This is a genomic window from Burkholderia sp. E168m22 (assembly GCF_001319805.1).
Lineage (GTDB): Bacteria > Pseudomonadota > Gammaproteobacteria > Burkholderiales > Burkholderiaceae > Burkholderia > Burkholderia orbicola.
Window position 1 is genome coordinate 1 of record NZ_BBSK01000153.1, and the last position, 15855, is coordinate 15855.

Annotated in this window: 16 protein-coding genes; 6 read left to right on the plus strand and 10 right to left on the minus strand. The window is 70.2% G+C overall.

All coding sequences use genetic code 11. The annotated features are described in order from the left end of the window. Window positions 1-143: 143 nt before the first annotated feature. Window positions 144-623 (minus strand): response regulator, encoded by a 480-nt coding sequence (locus AP428_RS33555; RefSeq protein ID WP_011545567.1) that lies wholly within the window; start codon window positions 621-623, stop codon window positions 144-146. A gap of 233 nt (window positions 624-856) precedes the next feature. Between AP428_RS33555 and AP428_RS33560 the strand changes: the two genes are divergently transcribed. Together AP428_RS33560 and AP428_RS33565 are read left to right on the plus strand one after the other, a co-directional pair. Then, a complete protein-coding gene (locus AP428_RS33560; RefSeq protein WP_011545568.1) occupies window positions 857-1528 on the plus strand; it encodes a UdgX family uracil-DNA binding protein in 672 nt (223 codons plus the stop codon). After that, complete coding sequence (locus AP428_RS33565) at window positions 1525-2817, plus strand: NRAMP family divalent metal transporter (RefSeq protein WP_011545569.1); 1293 nt, start codon at window positions 1525-1527, stop codon at window positions 2815-2817. The genes AP428_RS33560 and AP428_RS33565 overlap by 4 nt, the downstream gene beginning before the upstream one ends. A gap of 96 nt (window positions 2818-2913) precedes the next feature. Here AP428_RS33565 and AP428_RS33570 read toward each other — a convergent pair whose 3' ends face one another. The 7 genes from AP428_RS33570 to AP428_RS33600 form a co-directional block, all read right to left on the minus strand. Further along, window positions 2914-3525, minus strand: coding sequence for a hypothetical protein (locus AP428_RS33570; protein WP_011545570.1), 612 nt, complete (start codon window positions 3523-3525; stop codon window positions 2914-2916). A gap of 59 nt (window positions 3526-3584) precedes the next feature. After that, window positions 3585-4199: a DUF4142 domain-containing protein gene (locus AP428_RS33575; protein ID WP_011545571.1), complete on the minus strand. Its 615-nt coding sequence runs from the start codon at window positions 4197-4199 to the stop codon at window positions 3585-3587. 34 nt (window positions 4200-4233) lie between these two features. Further along, the gene (locus AP428_RS33580; RefSeq protein ID WP_011545572.1) at window positions 4234-5091 is read right to left on the minus strand and encodes an SDR family oxidoreductase; all 858 of its coding nucleotides are present in this window, start codon (window positions 5089-5091) and stop codon (window positions 4234-4236) included. A gap of 121 nt (window positions 5092-5212) precedes the next feature. Beyond that, a complete protein-coding gene (locus tag AP428_RS33585) occupies window positions 5213-5779 on the minus strand; it encodes a hypothetical protein (RefSeq protein WP_011545573.1) in 567 nt (188 codons plus the stop codon). Window positions 5780-5840: 61 nt separating this feature from the next. Further along, the gene (locus AP428_RS33590) at window positions 5841-6140 is read right to left on the minus strand and encodes a DUF2795 domain-containing protein (protein ID WP_011545574.1); all 300 of its coding nucleotides are present in this window, start codon (window positions 6138-6140) and stop codon (window positions 5841-5843) included. 27 nt (window positions 6141-6167) lie between these two features. Then, a complete protein-coding gene (locus tag AP428_RS33595) occupies window positions 6168-7196 on the minus strand; it encodes an SDR family oxidoreductase (protein WP_011695005.1) in 1029 nt (342 codons plus the stop codon). Between the two features lie 30 nt (window positions 7197-7226). Then, window positions 7227-7637, minus strand: coding sequence for a BON domain-containing protein (locus AP428_RS33600; RefSeq protein WP_011545576.1), 411 nt, complete (start codon window positions 7635-7637; stop codon window positions 7227-7229). 244 nt (window positions 7638-7881) lie between these two features. Here AP428_RS33600 and AP428_RS33605 point away from each other — a divergent pair, with 244 nt between their 5' ends. Together AP428_RS33605 and AP428_RS33610 are read left to right on the plus strand one after the other, a co-directional pair. Then, complete coding sequence (locus AP428_RS33605) at window positions 7882-9201, plus strand: glycosyltransferase family 1 protein (RefSeq protein ID WP_011545577.1); 1320 nt, start codon at window positions 7882-7884, stop codon at window positions 9199-9201. Then, window positions 9201-10247, plus strand: coding sequence for a UDP-glucuronic acid decarboxylase family protein (locus tag AP428_RS33610; RefSeq protein WP_011545578.1), 1047 nt, complete (start codon window positions 9201-9203; stop codon window positions 10245-10247). The genes AP428_RS33605 and AP428_RS33610 overlap by 1 nt, the downstream gene beginning before the upstream one ends. A 40-nt stretch (window positions 10248-10287) precedes the next feature. Here the strand turns inward: AP428_RS33610 and AP428_RS33615 are convergent, their stop codons facing one another. Beyond that, window positions 10288-12594 carry an ATP-binding protein gene (locus tag AP428_RS33615; RefSeq protein ID WP_011545579.1) on the minus strand — a complete coding sequence of 769 codons (2307 nt, stop codon included), beginning with the start codon at window positions 12592-12594 and terminating at the stop codon, window positions 10288-10290. 119 nt (window positions 12595-12713) lie between these two features. Between AP428_RS33615 and AP428_RS33620 the strand changes: the two genes are divergently transcribed. Both AP428_RS33620 and AP428_RS33625 read left to right on the plus strand, forming a co-directional pair. Then, window positions 12714-13409, plus strand: a complete 696-nt coding sequence (locus tag AP428_RS33620) for a PIG-L deacetylase family protein (RefSeq protein WP_054928679.1) — start codon at window positions 12714-12716, stop codon at window positions 13407-13409. Further along, a complete protein-coding gene (locus tag AP428_RS33625) occupies window positions 13388-14311 on the plus strand; it encodes a glycosyltransferase family 2 protein (RefSeq protein WP_054928680.1) in 924 nt (307 codons plus the stop codon). The genes AP428_RS33620 and AP428_RS33625 overlap by 22 nt, the downstream gene beginning before the upstream one ends. A 17-nt stretch (window positions 14312-14328) precedes the next feature. Here AP428_RS33625 and AP428_RS33630 read toward each other — a convergent pair whose 3' ends face one another. Then, entirely contained in the window at window positions 14329-15696 is a 1368-nt protein-coding gene (locus AP428_RS33630; RefSeq protein ID WP_054928681.1) for a sigma-54 dependent transcriptional regulator, read from the minus strand. Between the last annotated feature and the right edge of the window lie 159 nt (window positions 15697-15855).

Sequence of the window (15855 nt, forward strand, 5' to 3'; positions counted from 1 at the left end):
ACGGCTACCGGGCAACCTTCGCACTGAGCGCCGCGCTGCTCCTGCTGGCCGGCGCGCTGGCCGCCGCGGCCGGCCGCTCGAGCGCGCGCGCCGCGCCGCGCACCGGCGCGTGAGCGGCCGCGCCCCGCGCGCCGTCAGCCTTTTTACAAGGGTCGTGTAACGTCCCCGTCCGGCTTCATGGCGCCGCCGCTCGCCGATTCGAGGTAGCCCAGCAGCCGGTGCGGCGTCAGCGGCTTCGCGCAGTGCGCGTCGAAGCCGGCTTCCTTCGCCCGTTCGCAATCGCGCCGCGACGCAAGCCCGCTGCATGCGATGAGCAGCATGTCCGACGTTTGCGGATCGCGCCGCAGCCGCGCCGCGAGCTGCAGCCCGTCGAGGCCCGGCATCGCAATGTCGAGCACGACCGCGAACGGCTGCCAGTCGCGCGCGACGTCGCACACGGCGAACGGGTCGTCGGCGACCTGGCACTCGAAGCCGCGCGCCTCGAGCAGCAGGCGCAGCGCATCCGCCGCATCGCGATAGTCGTCGACGACCAGCACGCGGCGCGGACGGCGCGGCACGCTGTCGGGCGCGCGCCACAGCAGCACGTCGTCGGCGGCCGGATCGTCGCCGGGGTCGAGTTGCATCGTGCTTCTCCTGTCGTTGGACCGGCCTGCCACGCAAGGCGCGCGCCCATGCCGACTGCATGCGGCATGCCGGTTGCTGCCTTGCTCGCATCGTCGACACAGGAGTCTTTCATGCGCACGATGCGGCTTCGATCGTCCGGTGTGCTTCCCAATGCGCGTGCGACAGCACGAGCGCCGGCATGTTCCGCGCGACGGCAGCGTGCCGCCCGTCCGGCCTGCGCCGGAGATGCCGCATGACGCGCAAAACGCCCGACCGCCAGGCGCCGACGCGGCAGCCGCCCGACGACGATGCCCCGGCCACGCTCGACGCGTGCCGCCGCTGCGCGCTGTGGGAACACGCGACGCAGCCGGTGCCGGGCGCCGGGCCCGTCGACGCGCCGATCATGCTGGTCGGCGAGCAGCCGGGCGACCAGGAGGACCGCGCCGGCCTGCCGTTCGTCGGCGCGGCCGGCCGCATGCTCGACCGCGCGCTCGACGAAGCCGGGATCGAACGCGCGCATGTCTACCTGACGAACGCGGTCAAGCACTTCAAATGGGAGCCGCGCGGCAAGCGCCGGCTGCACAAGACACCCGCGCAGCGTGAAGTGGCGGCGTGCCACTACTGGCTCGAGCGCGAACTGCAAGCCGTCCAGCCGCGCGTGGTGGTCGCGCTCGGCGCGACGGCGCTGCGCGCGGTGCTGCAGGACAACGACGCGACGCTGGAGCGCACGCGCGCTCCGGTGCGCACCGAGGACGGCCGGCTCGTCGTCGCGACCTATCACCCTTCGTACGTGCTGCGCACGCGCGGCGCCGATTCCCGCGAGCATGCATACCGCACGCTGGTCGACGCGTTGCGCACCGCGTCGCGCCTCGCCCGCGAGCGGCGCCACGGCGGCGGGCGCCCGACGCACGGGGATGCCGGATGAGCGGACTCGACGAAGACGCGCAGCCGGCGGCCGAGGCGCCGCCGGCCGCCGCGAAACCGTGGTATCGGCGGCTCGGCCCCGGCCTCCTCGCGGGCGCGTCGGATGCCGATCCGAGCAACGTCGCCGTCTACGCGCAGGCCGGCAGCCAGTTCGGTTTCAACATGCTGTGGATGATCGTCGTCACGCTGCCGATGATGGTCGCCGTGCAGCTCGCGTCGGCGTTCATCGGGCGCCGTAATCGCGAAGGGCTCGTGGCCGGCATCCGTCAGCACTATTCCGAGCGCGTCGCGAAGACGCTGATCGCGATGGTCGTGATCGTCAACGTCGTGAACGTCGGCGCCGATCTCGCGGCGATGGGCGACGCGACGGCGCTCGTCGTCGGCGGCCGCAGCTACTGGTATGCGCCGCTCTACGGAATCGCATCGCTCGCGTTGCAGGTGATGCTGTCGTACGAACGCTACGCGCGCTGGCTCAAATGGATGACGCTCGGCCTGATCGCGTACGTGCTCGAACTCGGCTTCGTGCACGTCGACTGGGGCGACCTGCTGCACGCGATCGTGCTGCCGCACATCGCCTTCACGCACGACTATGCGACCACCGCGGTCGCCGTGCTCGGCACGACGCTGAGCCCGTACCTGTTCGTGTGGCAGGCCGCGCTCGAAGTCGAGGAAACCACGGCCGAGCAACAGAACGGCGAACGCAACTCGCGCCGCGAGACCGAACAGCGCATCACGTTCGACACGTGGACCGGCATGATCGTCACCAACGCGGTGTCGTTCTGCATCATGGTGATCGGCGCGGCCGTGTTCTTCGCGCACGGCCGGCACGACATCGGCAGCACCGCGCAGGCCGCAGAAGCGTTGAGGCCGATCGCCGGCGAAGCCGCGTTCCTGGTGTTCGCGTTCGGCATCGTCGGCTGCGGGCTGCTCGCGATTCCCGCGTTCGCGGGCAGCGCCGCCTACGGTTGCGCGGAAGCGTGGCGGTTTCGCGAAGGGCTGAACGAGCCCGTGCGGCGCGCACCCGCGTTCTACACGGTGCTGGCGCTGTGCGTGATCGTCGGCATCGCGATCTGCTTCAGCCCGATCGACCCGATCCGCGCGTTGTACTGGAGCGCCGTGCTCAACGGCGTCGCGGCGGTGCCGATGCTCGTGCTGGTGATGCTGCTGTCGCAACAGCGCGATGCGGCAGGACAGCCCGGCAGCGGGCCGGTATCGAAAGTGTTCGGCTGGCTGGCGGTCGCGCTGATGGCGGTGTCGGTGACGACGATGATCGTCGATGTGCTGACGTGAGGGATTGAAGCGGGGGTGCGTGCAGAAGGTTGCGTACGCAACCTGATGGACCGGCAAGCGGGCGGCCGCGCCGCGCGCGGCACGCCCGCCCGGGTGTTACATCATCTTGCCGCGCGAGCGCTCGGCACGTGCCGCGTCGGCCGCGGACTCCACCTTCTTCACTTCCTCCGGCGGCGGCAGCACCGCCTTGAAGCCCATCGACTCGATCCACATTTCGCGCGCCCAGCCCCGCGTGTGATACAGGTGATGGTCCTCGTCGGCCTCGACCTCGTCGTGCGCGGCCTTCAGCGCCTTCGCGGCATCGCTGTCGGGCAGTTGATCAGCCGCGTAGCCGATCAGCTCCCAGTTCAGGTGGTCCTTGGTTTCGGCCAGCACCACGCACTCGGCCGCGACGACCTGCGCGACCGCCGGGTCGGCCTGCTTCTTCGCCTGCTGGATCACCTGCACGAGCGATTTGCCGGTTGCCGCCACCGCGGCGCGCCCCGGCGACTGCGCATCCGGATCGAGGCCCAGTGTTTCGAATACCTTGCGCAGCACCTCCTGGTGATGCAGCGTCTCGCGATGGTACTTCTCCCATTCCTTATGGAGGTCCTCGTCGGTCGCGCACTGGAGCGCGGCCTCGTAGATCTGCGCGCCGCCAAGCTCGGTCTCGTATGCCTGGCAGAGCAGTTCGAGGATACCTTCGTGCTTCGATTGCCGTTGGGCCATGACTGCTTCTCCGAAAAAGCGGGCCGCATGGGCGGCCCAGGGGTGGAACCGGGCACGCGTTATTGCGTGCCCACCTTGCGTGCGAGCGTCTGCGCCATGCTCAGGTGATGCTTGAGCGTCGGCAGCGTGGATTGGGCGAACGCGCGCAGTTGCGCATCCTTGCCGTCGCGCGCTTCGTCCTCGAACAACGCGACCGCCTTCTGGTGCGCATCGGGGCCGGCCGCCGCGAGATACGCGGTGTCGAAGTCGTGCCCGCTCTTGCCGCGCAGCGCCTCCACGTCAGGATCGGAAATCTGTTCGACCTGCGGCTTGATACCCTTGCGCGCGGCGATTTCGTTGAGCTTCGCGTTCGCCTTGCCGTGATCCGCGACCATCCGTTTCGCGAACGCCCGCACGTCCGCCGACTGCGCCTGCTTCAGCGCGAGCTGGCTTGCCTGCACTTCGGCCTTGCCGGCCATCGCGGCCTTGTCGACGAACTCCGCGTCGGTGCCCTTCGGCGCTTTCGCGATGCCGGGGTCCCCAGCGGCGCCAGCGCCCGACGACGGGTTGATCACGCCGCCCGGCACATGCGCATTCGATGCGGGCGGCTCGCTCGGCATCTGCGCGCGAGCAAGCCCCGACACGGCGAGCACGCCGGCGGCGAGCGCCGCGATCGTCCAGTTGGGTTGTCTCATCAGCTTTCTCCTGGTGCTTGCGTGGAAACGGCCATCAGCCGCCGACGATCGAGCCGCCGTTCGGATGCAGCGTCTGCCCGGTCATGTAGCTCGCGCCGTCCGACGCGAGCAGCACGTAGCAGTCGATCAGTTCGTCCGGCTGGCCCGGCCGCTTGAGCGGCACGTTCGAGCCGAATTTCGCGACCTGCTCGGGCGTGAACGTCGACGGAATCAGCGGCGTCCAGATCGGCCCCGGCGCGACCGCGTTCACGCGGATGTCGCGTTCGGCCAGCTCGATCGACAGCGAGCGCGTGAACGCGACGATCGCGCCCTTGGTCGCCGAATAGTCGGGCAGTTTCGGGCTGCCGTGATAAGCAGTGACCGACGCCGTGTTGACGATGCGGCCGCCTTCCTTCAGGTGGGGCAGCGCGGCCTGCGTGCAGAAGAACATCCCGTATACGTTGGTGCGGAACGTGCGCTCGAGCTGTTCCTCGGACACGTCCTCGATGCCCGGCTGCGGATGCTGCTCGCCCGCATTGTTCACGAGCACGTCGAGCCGGCCGAGCCGCTCGACCGTGCGGGCGACCGCATCGCGCGCCTGCCGGCGATCGCCGACGTCGCACGCGATCGCCTCGCAGCGTCGGCCGGCCTGCTCGATCAGTTGCTTCGTGTGCGCGGCGTCGTCGGATTCCTTCAGGTAGACGATCGCGACGTCCGCGCCCTCCTTCGCGAAACCGACCGCCACGGCGCGGCCGATCCCGCTGTCGCCGCCCGTCACCAGCGCGACCTTGCCGGCGAGCTTGCCGCTGCCGACGTAGTCGGCCGCCTCGTCGCGCGGCTTCGGATGCATGTCGCGCTCCGTGCCCGGCTGCTGCGTCTGTTTCTGCGGCGGGGGAGTCTGTGCGGTGGTCATGGGTTCCTCCTTGAACGGATGCCGCCGATGCTGCGCAAGCGGCGTGCCGCGCGCGGCGCACGCCGACCCGCACGCGGCGGCCGTGTTTTCAGGGTTGGCGTTGCAAGCGTTTGGAAAAAGGTCAGCGCGGGCCGCCGGACGGGGCTTCGTCGGGCCGGCGCACCGGATCGAAATCGCGCCATTCGCCGTCCTGCCAGTCGCCTTCGACGCGCTCGATCGACTTCGCACCGGTCGCGCGCAGCACGTCTTCGGCGGCGGTCGCGGTGTCGGGCGTCACGCGCGCGGCGAGGATCACGCCGGTCTCGCTCTGCGCGAGCGTGCCCTTGCCTTCTGCCTGCTCGCCGCGCATGCGGCCGAGCGCGCCGCCGAATGCGCCGAGATAGGCGCCGGCCAGCGCGGCGGCGGCCGGCACGAACCAGTAGTGCAGGCCGAGCGCATAGGCGATCAGCCCGAGGACGACGCCGATCAGCAGCCCACGGATCGCGCCGACCATCGCGCCGCGCCCGCCGGGCTTCGCCGCCGTGTCGGCATACACGTCGCCGCCGATCGGGAAGCGCGCGTGCTGGCCGCCGGGGTTCAGGAAGAAGATCGACACGTCGTCCGGCCCGAACGCGCGCTCGTAGAGGTGACGCGCCCCACCTTCCGCTTCATCGAACGTCGTGAAACGGCCTGCGACGATCATCGCCATGGTCGTGCTCCTCGTGATGAATGCGCCGCGCGCGCATGCACGCGGCGCGACGGGGCGACGCTCACATCAGCCGCCCGAGTTCCTTCGATACCGATGCCGGGGTGTCGTACTCGCGCTCGGGAATCTTGCGCAGCATGTCGAGCACCGCCGGGTCCGCATGCGAGCGTTCCGCGCACTGCACGACGTCCGACTTGCTCGCCGGGTAGTCCATCCCCTTCAGCGCCTTCTGCACGTCGACCGGGCTCGGCGGCTTGCCGTGGCCCGTCTGATGGCCGCCCTTGTCGTGGTCCTGCTGCGTGCGCTCGCCTTCGTGCGCGCGCGAGTGGCTGTATTCGTGGCCCGTATGTTGTCGGGATGTCATGAAAGCCTCCTTGGAAAATGAACGAAATCACGCGGACTGCCGGCGCACGCGTGCGAACGCGGCAAACACCAGCGCCGCCGCGCCGAGCGCGACCGCGCCGGCGACCTTCGGCCGCTGCACCACCGAGTTGTACGCACAGCTGCGCAGCACGGGCCCTTCCATGCCTTCGCGCTCGTGCAGCGCGTGGCGCGAGTCGTACAGCGCGTTGTCGTCGCGCGGCCGCGCGGGGCGCACCGTGCGCTGGCCGCGCGAGAACAGCGTGGCCGCGAGGCGATCGAACAGGCGCGGCGCGTGGTACGCGCCCGCCGACGTCAACTTGGCGGCGCCGCCGACGAACAGCGTGCGGCGCGGATGCGCGGCCGCGAACAGGATCGCGTCGGCCACCAGATCGGGGTCGTAGATCGGCGGCGGCAGCTTCGCCTCGACGTTCATGTAGTTCTTCGCGTGCATCACGAACATCGTGTCGATCGCGGCCGGCTTGATCAGCGTGACGGACACCGGCAGGTGATCCGCTTCCATCTCGAGCCGCAGCGAATCGGTGAAGCCCTTCACCGCGTGCTTCGATGCGACATACGCGCTTTGCAGCGGCACCGGCGCGTCGGACGCCTCGCTGCCCATGTTGATGATCGCGCCGCCGTGGAAATCGCTCTTGCGCCGGAAATGGTCGGCCGCGACGAGCGAACCGTGCACGACGCCCCAGTAGTTGGTGTCGAACAGCCGGCGCTGATCCTCGAGCGGCACCTGGGCCGCCGTGCCGAAGATCGACACGCCGGCATTGTTGATCCAGGTGTCGAAGCCGCCGTACGTGTCGGCCGCCGCCGCGGCCGCGCGCTGCAGGTCCTCGACGTTGCCGACGTCGCCGGCGACCGGCACCGCGAGGCCGCCGTGCTGGCGGATTTCCTCGCACAGCGTGTTCAACGCTTCCTCGTTGCGCGCGAACAGCACGAGCTTCGCGCCGCGCCGTGCCGCCTTGCGCGCGGTGACGAGCCCGATGCCGCTCGTCGCGCCGGTAATCACGATCGTCTGTTCGCCGACCGGTTTGAGCATGCAGTTCATCGCTGGACTCCTGTTACGGTCGCGTCGCGGTTATTTGGGCCGGATGGTCAACTGGTCGCGCACGCCCTGCACGCCGTCGACCTGCTTCACGACGCTGACGGCCTGCGTGCGCTGCTGCTCGTCGGGCACGCTGCCGGTGAGCGTCACGGTGCCGTGCCGGGTCTTCACGTGGATGTCGCCGGCCGACAGGCCGCTCGTGCCGACGAGTTCGGCCTTCGCCTTGGTCGTGATCGTCGCGTCGCGGATCTTCGTGCCGGTGCTCGAATGCGACGACGACGACGACGTGGACGACGATGCGGCGCCGTCGTCGCCGGCGGCGACAGCGTTCGGCGCGACGACCATGCACGCGGCGGCCGCGGCGATCGCGACCGCCATGCCGGTGCGCAGCGCGCGTTGACGGCGGATTCGCGGGGGGCGGGCTTGCAGCGGGGATACCTTCATCGTGACCTCCTTTTCGTCAAGCCGGACACGCCGGCAGGTGAACGGGAAGCGCGCAAGTCGCGTGCCGCGCCGCGTGCGCCGCATGCCAGCGCGCCACCGCGATCAGACGCCCTTTCATCCAACGCGTTGTAATTTTTTCGGCACACCGGGAAGCGGTTTTCCCCGCAATCCGGCGGGCATGCCGATTGCCGAGCGACCGACAAGGGTGGCCCGTGTGCGCGGCCCCGATACCGGGAGCAATACCATGCAAAGAATTGCGTTGATCAGTGAACATGCGTCGCCGCTGGGGGTGATCGGCGGCGTCGATGCCGGTGGTCAGAACATCTATGTCGCGAACGTCGCGAAGCAGCTCGCGGAGCGCGGCCTCGACGTCGACGTCTACACCCGCTGCGACAATCCGCATTTGCCGGAGGTCGTGTCGATCGGCCCGCGCATGCGCGTGATCCACGTGCCGGCCGGCCCGCCGACCGACGTGCCCAAGGAGCAGCTGCTGCCGTACATGGGCCCCTTCGCGCAGTACATGATCGCCCGCATGCGGCGCGAGCCCGATCCGGTCGACGTGATGCACGCGAACTTCTTCATGTCCGGCGACGCGGCGCTGCGCGTGAAGAAAGCGCTCGGCATCCCGCTCGTCACGACGTTCCATGCGCTCGGCCGCGTGCGGCGGCTGCACCAGGGCACGGCCGACGGCTTTCCCGACGCGCGCTTCACGATCGAGGACACGCTCGCGCGCCGCTCGGACCGCCTGATCGCCGAATGCCCGCAGGATGCGCTCGACCTGACGACGCACTACCGCGCCGACACCGCGCGCATCGAGATCGTGCCGTGCGGCTTCGATGCACGGGAATTCCGGCCGGTGCCGCGCGTCGATGCGCGTGCGCGGCTCGGCTGGCCGCAGGACGCATTCGTCGTACTTCAACTGGGGCGCCTCGTGCCGCGCAAGGGCATCGACACCGTGATCGACGCGCTCGCACGCATGCCGCGCGACCCGCAGCGGCCGACACACCTGTACGTGGTCGGCGGCAGCCAGCCGACGCCCGACCCCGCGCGCGATCCGGAACTCGCGCGGCTCGCCGCCTTCGCGCACGAACTCGGCATCGCGAACCGCGTGACCTTCGTCGGCCGGCGCGATCGCGACGCGCTGCACCTGTACTACAGCGCGGCCGACGTGTTCGTGACGACGCCGTGGTACGAGCCGTTCGGCATCACGCCGGTCGAGGCGATGGCGTGCGCGGCCCCGGTGATCGGCAGCGACGTCGGCGGCATCCGCACGACGGTCGACGACGGCACGACCGGCTATCTCGTGCCGCCGCGCGACCCGGCCGCGCTGGCCGCGCGCCTCGTGCAACTGCGCGCGCAACCGGACCTGTGCGCGGCGCTCGGCCGCGCCGGCTACCTGCGCGCGCATCGCTTCTACACCTGGCAAGGCGTGGCCGACCGGCTCGTCGACATCTACCGCGACGTCGCCCACGCGCAGCGCGCCGGCACGTCGGCCGGCACCGGCCGGCGCACGCCGGTCGCCACCACGCGAGGCGTGCTCGCACACCGCAAGGAGAATACGTAATGAAGGGCTACGACCGAAAACGCGTCCTCGTCACCGGCGGCGCCGGCTTTCTCGGTTCGCATCTGTGCGAACGCCTCGTGACGGCCGGCCACGACGTGCTGTGCGTCGACAATTTCTACACGGGCACGAAGGACAACATCGCGCACCTGCTCGATGCGCCGAATTTCGAGCTGATGCGGCACGACGTGACGTTTCCGCTCTACGTCGAAGTCGACGAGATCTACAACCTCGCATGCCCGGCGTCGCCCGTTCACTACCAGCGCGACCCCGTGCAGACGACCAAGACCAGCGTGCACGGCGCGATCAACCTGCTCGGCCTCGCGAAACGCGTGAAGGCGCGCATCCTGCAGGCGTCGACGAGCGAGGTGTACGGCGACCCCGACGTGCATCCGCAGGACGAGCACTATTGCGGCCGCGTCAATCCGACCGGCATCCGCGCGTGCTACGACGAAGGCAAGCGCTGCGCGGAAACCCTGTTCGCGGACTATCACCGCCAGTACGGCATCGACGTGCGGATCGCGCGGATCTTCAACACGTACGGCCCGCGCATGCACCCGGCCGACGGGCGCGTGGTATCGAACTTCGTCACGCAGGCGCTCGCGGAACAGCCGTTGACCGTCTACGGCGACGGCAAGCAGACGCGCTCGTTCTGCTACGTCGACGACATGGTCGATGCGTTGATCCGGCTGATGGATGAACCGGGCGATGCGAGCGAGCCGGTCAATCTCGGCAGCGATGTCGAGATCGCGATGATCGACGTCGCGCGGGAAGTCGTGCGGATCGTCGGCGCCAACGTGCCGATCGAATTCCGGCCGCTGCCGTCCGACGATCCGCGCCAGCGGCGGCCGAATCTCGCGGCCGCGCAGAAGCGGCTCGGCTGGCGCGCGACGACGACGTTCGCGAACGGGCTCGCGCACACCGCGCGCTACTTCATTCAGCGCCAGGTCACGCACCACGCGCCCGGCGACCTCGTGCGCAGCACGCGCATCGCGTCGCATCTGCTCGCCCAGGTCCATACGCAGAATCGGCCGGCGCCGACGACGTGACGCGGCTGACGCGGCCGAAGCAACCGAGACGCGACGCGTGTCAGCCGTCGCGCTTCGTCACGTGCGCGATCTTGTGCGCCAGTTCGCGCACGTCGACCGGCTTGCACAGGTAGCCGTCGAAGCCGGCCTCCAGCGCGCGGCGTTCGTCGGCGAGGCCCGCGTGCGCGGTGACGGCCAGCACGCGCACGTCGAGCGGGCCGCTGTCGCCGTTCGTCGTGCCGCGCCGCAAGGCCTCCAGCAGCCAGAAGCCGTCGCCGTCGGGCATCGCGAGGTCGGACAGCACGACCGTCGGCCGCATGTCGGCCACCATCGCGAGCGCCTCGCGGCCCGACGACGCGATCGCGACCGCCGCGCCGAACGTGGTCAGCGCGGCGGTGAGACTGGCCCGCGTGGTCGCGTCGTCGTCGACGATCAGGATGCGCTGCGTATCGAGCACGAGCGCCTCGCGCTGCCCGCCCGCCTGCACGATGCTCCACGCCATCGCGCCGCCCGGCTGCCAGCCGGCCGGCAGCGTCACCGTGAACGTCGTGCCGCGGTCGCGGCCCGCGCTCGCGACGGTCACGTTGCCGCCGTGCAGTTGCGCGATGTGACGAACGATCGACAGGCCGAGACCGAGCCCGCGCCGCGGCGACGCGGGCGAATCGTCCGCGCGGCGGAACATGTCGAACACGTACGGCGTGAACTCCGTCGCGATGCCCTGCCCCGTATCGGCGACGGTCAACACCGCGTGCCCGCCGTCGCGCGCGAGGCCGACCGTCACGCTGCCGCCGCCCGGCGTGAATTTCAGCGCATTCGAGATGAGGTTCGACAGCATCTGCCGCAACCGCTCGGCGTCGCCCGACACGATGCACGCGGACGCGGCGCAGTCGAATTCGAGCAGGATGCCGGCCGACGAGGCGGCGGTCTGGAACGTGCCGACCTGGTCGGAGAACAACCGCACGACGTCGACCGGCGTCGCGTCGAGCCGCAGCTTGCCGGTCGCGAGCGACGACGCATCGAGGATGTCGCCGACCATCCGCGTGAGCGAACGCGCGCTGCGGTCGATCGCGTCGATCGCCTGATGCTGCAACGCGTGATCGCCCGTATTGCGCAGCACCTCGATCCACCCGTAGATCACGTTCAGCGGCGTGCGCAATTCATGCGACACCGTGGCCAGCAGCTCGTCCTTCAGCCGGTTCGACGTGTCGGCCTGATCGCGTGCATCGCGCGCGCCCTGCAGCGAGCGCTGCGCCCGCAGGTCGCGGCGACGCTGCGCGCCGGTTTCGTGCAGCGTCAGGGACAGCGTGACGCACGCCCGCGCCTCGCCCTGCACCGGGCACGCCGATACCGTCGCCCGAAAGCGCCGCCCGTCGCGCCGCACGCACAACAGTTCGAGCGGCCCGACCGGCTCGTGCATCGCGTCGAACGCGTCGGCGAGCGGATTGAGCCGCAGCCAGCGCCGCGCGATCAGCGTGTCGAACCTGCGGCCGCGCGCGTCGGCCTCGTCGTAGCCGAAGATCCGCTGCGCAGCCGCGTTCCAGCTGGCGATGCGGCCGTCGGCGTCGATCCCGACGATCGCGTCCGGCGACGCCTCGACGACCGCATGCTGGAGCCGCGACGCATCGACACGCGCGCGGTCCGCGCCGGCATCGCGCAGCAGCAGCACCGCGCCGTCCAGGTTGCCGTCCGCATCGCCGATCGGCGACGCGACCGCGACGATCGGCACCCGATCGCCGCTGCCGGCCTGCAGCCAGTGCCGGTCGGACGTCGCCTCGGCGCCGCCGAGCGCACGGTCGAGCGGCGTGGTCGGCACGCGGCGGCCTTCGTGATCGACGATGCGCAGCACGTCGCGCACCGGCCGCCCCACCGCCTCGTCCGGCCGGCAGCCGACGAGTTCGGCCGCGGCCGCGTTGAGATAGGTGAGCCGCCCGTTCGGGTCGGTCGCGATCACGCCGTGCGGCAGGGCGCGCAGCACGGCCTCGAACTGCCGGCGCGCGGCCGCCTCGCGTCGGCGCGCGCGATCGTTCGTCAGCCGCGTGTGATGCAGCAGCGACGCGACCGCGCACACCAGCGCGCCGATCAGGATGAACGTGCCGAGCTGCACGAGCCGGTCGGGCAGCGGCGTCGTATAGGCGGCCGGATCGGACAGGAACAGCGTCCAGACGAGCAGCCCGCTGACCACCGTCGACACGATGCCGAACACGAACGACGTCGCCCACGCAGCGCCGGCCAGCAGCGGGTAATACAGCACGAACGGCAGATTCACGCCGCCGAACCGGATCGCGAGCGTCTGCAACACGGTCGCGATCGCGACCAGCATCACGGCCGTTGCGTAATTTCCGGCCTGCGGCCGTGCAATTTCGGTCATTGGACACGCTCCTGCGGGGACACTCGACAGCGGCCGGCGCGGGCGCCGCCCGCGGGCACGACGCATGCTGGCCGATCGGAACCGGCGGCCCGGCCGCTCACGATGGAGAACTTCACGCCATGCCCGACCCGACACGCTGGCTCGTCGTCTCGCCGCATCTCGACGATGCCGTCTTCAGTTGCGGGCAACTGCTCGCGCAGGCGCCCGGCTCGATCGTCGTCACCGTGTTCGCGGGCATCCCGCCGCACGGCACGCCCGCGCCCCCGTGGGATCAGCGCGCGGGCTTCCGCCACGCCGACGAAGCGGTGCGCGCGCGCCGCGACGAAGACCGCCGCGCGCTCGCGCTGCTCGACGCCCGTCCCGTGTGGCTCGATTTCCTCGACGATCAGTACGGCGTACCGACTACGTCGACCGCGATCGCGACACGCGTGGCCGCGGCGATCGACGCGCACCCGGGCTTCGGCGTGCTCGCGCCGGCCGGCCTGTTCCACCGCGATCATCTGCAGGTGCAGGAAGCCATGCTGTCGCTGCTGCGTGCCGACGATCCGTCGCACGTCTGGCGCTTCTACGAGGACGTGCCGTATCGCCGCATCGACGGGCTGATGGCCCGGCGCGTGATCGAATGGCGCGAGCGCGGCTGGACCGCGCAGCCGGTCGCGGTGCCGGCCGCCGGCGACACGAACAGCGTCGCCGCGAAAGCCGCCGCCGTCGATGCGTACGCGAGCCAGGTAACGCTGCTGGAACCTCATATGCGTGCCGCTCTCCGCGAACCCGAAACGATCTGGCGGCTCGAATGCGACATCACGTCCGCATAACGCCCGCGCGTGTCGCGCTGCCGCCGGGCGAGCCGCGCGTGACCGCGATCGTGCTGACCTGCCGGCGCGCCGCCGAACTCGCGCGCACGCTCGAACACCTGTCCGTGCTGCCCGACCGGCCGGCGATCGTCGTCGTCGACAACGCGGCGGACGCCGACACGGCCACGCTGATCCACGACCGCTTTCCGCATGTCGCGCTGGTGCATGCGCCGGGCAACCTCGGCGCGGCCGGCCGCAATCTCGGCGTCGCCGTCGCCCGCACGCGCCACGTTGCGTTCTGCGACGACGACACGTGGTGGGCGCCCGGCTCGATCGCCGAAGCCGCGAACCTGCTCGACGCGTATCCGCACGTCGCGGCCGTCACCGCGCGCGTGCTGGTCGGCCCCGACGAACGCGAGGACCCGACCTGCCGGCTGATGGCCGACAGCCCGCTCGACGCGCCCGTCGCGCTGCCGGGCCGGCCGATCCTCGGGCTGCTGGCCGGCGCGACCGCCTTCCGGCGCGACGCGTTCGTACGCGCCGGCGGCTACCATCCGCACTACTTCCTCGGCGGCGAGGAAGCGTTGCTCGCGCTCGACCTGTATCGCGCGGGGCACTGGCTCGTGTATGCGCCGCGCCTGACCGTCCATCACTACCCGTCGCTGCAGCGCGACCGGCCCACGCGCGCGCGCACCGCCGCCCGCAACGCGGTATGGACCGCGTGGCTCAGATGGCCGGCCTCGGCCGCGTGGCGGCATACCCTGCGCATGCTGCCGCTGCTGCGCCGCGAACGCGCGATCGTGCGCACGTTTGCCGGCCTGCCGTGGACCCTGCGCGAACGACGCACGATCCCGCCGCACGTCGAACGCATGCGCCGCCGCCTCGAGCACGACACGCGCCGCGAGGCCGGAACGGAAACGTGAACGCGGTCGTAGCGGCATCAGGAATCCGGCTTCTCCGCTTCGTCTTCCAGTTGCGCGAGCCGGTTGTAGATCGTCTTCAGGCTGACGTCGAGCACCTCGGCCGCTTGCGCCTTCACGCCGCCGCATTGCGCGATCGTGCCGAGGATCAGCTTGCGGTCGACTTCCTCGAGCGGCGTGCCGAACGGCACCGTCACGCGATCTTCATGCGAATCGACCATGCTGGACAGCTCGTCCATGATCGGTGGCGGCAGCGTTTCGATCACATCGGCGTCGGTGAAGATGCTCGCGCGCTGCACGAAGTTGCGCAGCTCGCGCACGTTGCCGGGCCATTCGTAGGTCTTCAGCGCTTCGCGGGCGGCGGGCGCGAACCGCAGGTTGCGGCCACTTTCCTCGTTGTAGCGCTGCAGGAAGGCATCGGCGAGCATCGGGATGTCGTCGCCGCGTTCGCGCAGCGACGGCAGCGGAATCGGGAACACGTTGATCCGGTGGAACAGGTCGGGCCGCAGCTTGCCGTCCGCCATCGCGGCTTCCGGATCGCGATTGGTCGCGGCGACGATGCGCACGTCGACGTCGATCTCGCGCGTCGAGCCGAGCCGCGTGACGCGCCCGGTCTCCAGCATGCGCAGCAGCTTGACCTGCGATTCGAGCGGCATCTCGGTGATTTCGTCGAGAAACAGCGTGCCGCCGTCCGCGCGTTCGAAGAAGCCCTTGTGCTGGCGTTCCGCGCCGGTGAAGCTGCCTCGGTCGTGACCGAACATCTCGCTCTCGACGAGATTCGCGGCGATCGCGCCGCAGTTCACCGCGAGGAACGGGCCGCGGCGGCGCAGGCTCAAGTCGTGCACGGTTTGCGCGGCGAGCTCCTTGCCGGTGCCAGACTCACCGGTGAGCAGCACCGACGCTTCGGTGCGCGCGACGCGGCCGATCGCGTCGTACACGGCCTGCATCGCGGGCGAACTGCCGAGCATGCGGCCGAAACGGCCGAGGCGCTGCAATTCCGAGCGCAACTCGGCGATTTCCTCGTGCAGCGCGGTCGTGCGCGGCACGCGCGCGAAGATGCTGTTCAGCCGCTGCATGTTGAGCGGCTTCACCAGGTAATCGGTCGCGCCGCGGCGCAATGCGTCGATCGCGGTTTCGAGGCTCGCGTGGCCGGTGGTCAACACTATTTCGCAATGTGCGCGCTTGGGCAATGCGTCGAACAGATCCATCCCGTTGCCGTCGGGCAGCACGAGGTCGCACAGCACGAGATCGGGGGTATGCGTCGAGACGAGCGTGCGCGCTTCTTCAAGCGTCGCGGCCGTATCGCACGTCAATTGCTGCGTGCGTGCGAGCGTGGCGAGCATCGTTCGCGTATCGGCGTCGTCTTCGACGATCAGGACGTAAGGCATCAAGGCTCCTTGTAATGCGGCCCGGCGCGTGCATCGGCCGGCACCGCGGCACGTGCAGCGTCATGCGCGTCATCATCTTCAACGCTGCACACGAACGGGCAGACAGGCTGTCCTGCACTGAAAACGAGTGCTTAGCAGTATAGAAGAACGACGTCGTGC